General features: G+C 52.0%; 1 rRNA gene. It reads right to left on the reverse strand.

The features are described from left to right. Window positions 1-2,840 (reverse strand): 23S ribosomal RNA (locus H8S17_RS15610); the annotation flags it as partial. Between the last annotated feature and the right edge of the window lie 105 nt (window positions 2,841-2,945).

The raw sequence follows: 2,945 nt of genomic DNA on the forward strand, positions 1-2,945 counted from the left end.
CACTTCCACCTCTGCCCTATCTACCTTGTAGTCTTCAAGGGGTCTTACAGTTTATAACTGGGATATCTCATCTTAAGGGGGGCTTCACGCTTAGATGCCTTCAGCGTTTATCCCTTCCAGACTTGGCTACCCTGCCATGCCATTGGTTGACAGCAGGTACACCAGTGGTCCGTCCAGCCCGGTCCTCTCGTACTAAGGCCAGCTCCTTTCAAATATCCTCCGCCCGCGCCGGATAGGGACCGAACTGTCTCACGACGTTCTGAACCCAGCTCGCGTACCGCTTTAATGGGCGAACAGCCCAACCCTTGGGACCTGCTACAGCCCCAGGATGCGATGAGCCGACATCGAGGTGCCAAACCACTCCGTCGATGTGAACTCTTGGGAGTGATAAGCCTGTTATCCCCAGGGTAGCTTTTATCCGTTGAGCGATGGCAATCCCACTTTATACCACCGGATCACTAAGTCCTAGTTTCCTACCTGCTCCACCCGTCGGTGTCGCAGTCAAGCTCCCTTCTGCCTTTGCACTCTTTAAATGGTTTCCGACCATTCTGAGGGAACCTTTGAGCGCCTCCGATACCCTTTCGGAGGCGACCGCCCCAGTCAAACTCCCCGCCTGACATTGTCCCATCACCGGTTCACGGTGACTGGTTAGAAACCCAGTACTGCAAGGGTGGTATCCCAACATCGACTCCTCACAGACTGGCGTCCATGATTCTCAGTCTCCCACCTATCCTGTACATACAGTACCGAATCCCAGTATCAAACTGGAGTAAAGCTCCATGGGGTCTTTCCGTCCTGGCGCGGGTAACCAGCATCTTCACTGGTACTTCAATTTCACCGGATGCATTGTCGAGACAGTGCTCAAATCATTACGCCTTTCGTGCGGGTCGGAACTTACCCGACAAGGAATTTCGCTACCTTAGGACCGTTATAGTTACGGCCGCCGTTTACTGGGGCTTAAATTCAAAGCTTCGCCGAAGCTAACCTCTCCTCTTAACCTTCCAGCACCGGGCAGGCGTCAGCCCATATACTTCACCTTGCGGTTTCGCATAGACCTGTGTTTTTGCTAAACAGTTGCTTGAGCCTATTCTCTGCGGCCACATCTCTGTGGCACCCCTTCTCCCGAAGTTACGGGGTCATTTTGCCGAGTTCCTTAACAATGCTTCTTCCGTCGGCCTTAGGATTCTCTCCTCATCCACCTGTGTCGGTTTACGGTACGGGCGCATGGAAAACAATAGCGGCTTTTCTCGACAGTGGGTCCGCATGCTTCGCTACTCTTACTTCGCTCCACATAACGATCTTGGATTGTGCTGCGGATTTGCCGGCAGCACTCCTCCTTCGCTTGTACCGGTCTTTCCATTCCCGGCTCATGCTTCCCCCCTGTGTCCCCACAGTTCTGTTTCCGTGCGGTACAGGAATCTCAACCTGTTGTCCATCGGCTACGCATTTCTGCCTCGCCTTAGGCCCCGACTTACCCAGAGCAGATCAGCTTTACTCTGGAAACCTTAGATATTCGGCCGGAAGGATTCCCACCTTCCTCTCGCTACTCATTCCGGCATTCTCTCTTCTTATCCCTCCACTGCTCCTTCCGGTACAGCTTCGTCGGTATTAAGAATGCTCCTCTACCAATGTATAAATACATTCCACGGCTTCGGTGTCGTGTTTCAGCCCCGGACATTTTCGGCGCAGGGACTCTCGACTAGTGAGCTGTTACGCACTCTTTGAATGTATGGCTGCTTCTGAGCCAACATCCTAGTTGTCTTCGAATCCCCACATCCTTTTCCACTTAACACGCACTTTGGGACCTTAGCCGGTGGTCTGGGCTCTTTCCCTTTTGACTGCCCAACTTATCTCGTGCAGTCTGACTCCCGTACATCACCAGCATGGCATTCGGAGTTTGATATTCTTTGGTAAGCTTTGACGCCCCCGCGGAAATTCAGTGCTCTACCTCCATCTGGCTAATACGAGGCTAGCCCTAAAGCTATTTCGAGGAGAACCAGCTATCTCCGGGTTCGATTGGAATTTCTCCCCTATCCACACCTCATCCCCACCCTTTTCAACGGATGTGGGTTCGGTCCTCCAATGCCTTTTACGGCATCTTCAACCTGGACATGGATAGATCACCCGGTTTCGGGTCTGCGTATGCTGACTTCTCGCCCTATTAAGACTTGGTTTCCCTTCGGCTCCGTACCTGTGGTACTTAACCTTGCCGGCATCCGCAACTCGCCGGACCGTTCTACAAAAAGTACGCGGTCCACCATATACAGATGTTCCACAGCTTGTAAACACAGGGTTTCAGGTTCTCTTTCACTCCCCTCCCGGGGTCCTTTTCACCTTTCCTTCACAGTACTATGCGCTATCGGTCACTAAGGAGTATTTAGCCTTACGGGGTGGTCCCCGCTCATTCCATCAAGGTTTCTCGTGTCTCGATGTACTCTGGATCCCGCCATGTCTGCTCACCTTTCGCTTACGGGGCTTTCACCCTCTCCGGCTGGCTTTCCCAAAACCATTCTGCTAGGTTTGCTGAATCATTCATGCGGTCCGAACCCCGGAATGCACGCATTCCGGTTTGGGCTCTTCCGGTTTCGCTCGCCGCTACTCCCGGAATCGATGTTTCTTTCTCTTCCTCCGGCTACTTAGATGTTTCAGTTCACCGGGTTCCCTTCCATACGCTATGGATTCACGTATGGATACATGAGGGTTTCTCATGTGGGTTTCCCCATTCAGACACCCGCGGATCAATGGATATTTGCTCCTCCCCGCGGCTTTTCGCAGCTTATCACGTCTTTCTTCGGCTCTTAGTGCCAAGGCATCCACCCTGCGCTCTTTTTTGCTTGACCTTTGTTTGTCCTCGCTGCATAGCGTTGCAGCTCTTGCTTTTAAAAGCTTTTGTTTCTTTATTTCTCGGATGTCTTGATATTAAAAAGATTTCTTTTTCTTATCAG

Origin of the sequence: Roseburia zhanii (genome assembly GCF_014287635.1) — a bacterium.
In the GTDB taxonomy this organism is placed as follows: domain Bacteria; phylum Bacillota; class Clostridia; order Lachnospirales; family Lachnospiraceae; genus Roseburia_B; species Roseburia_B zhanii.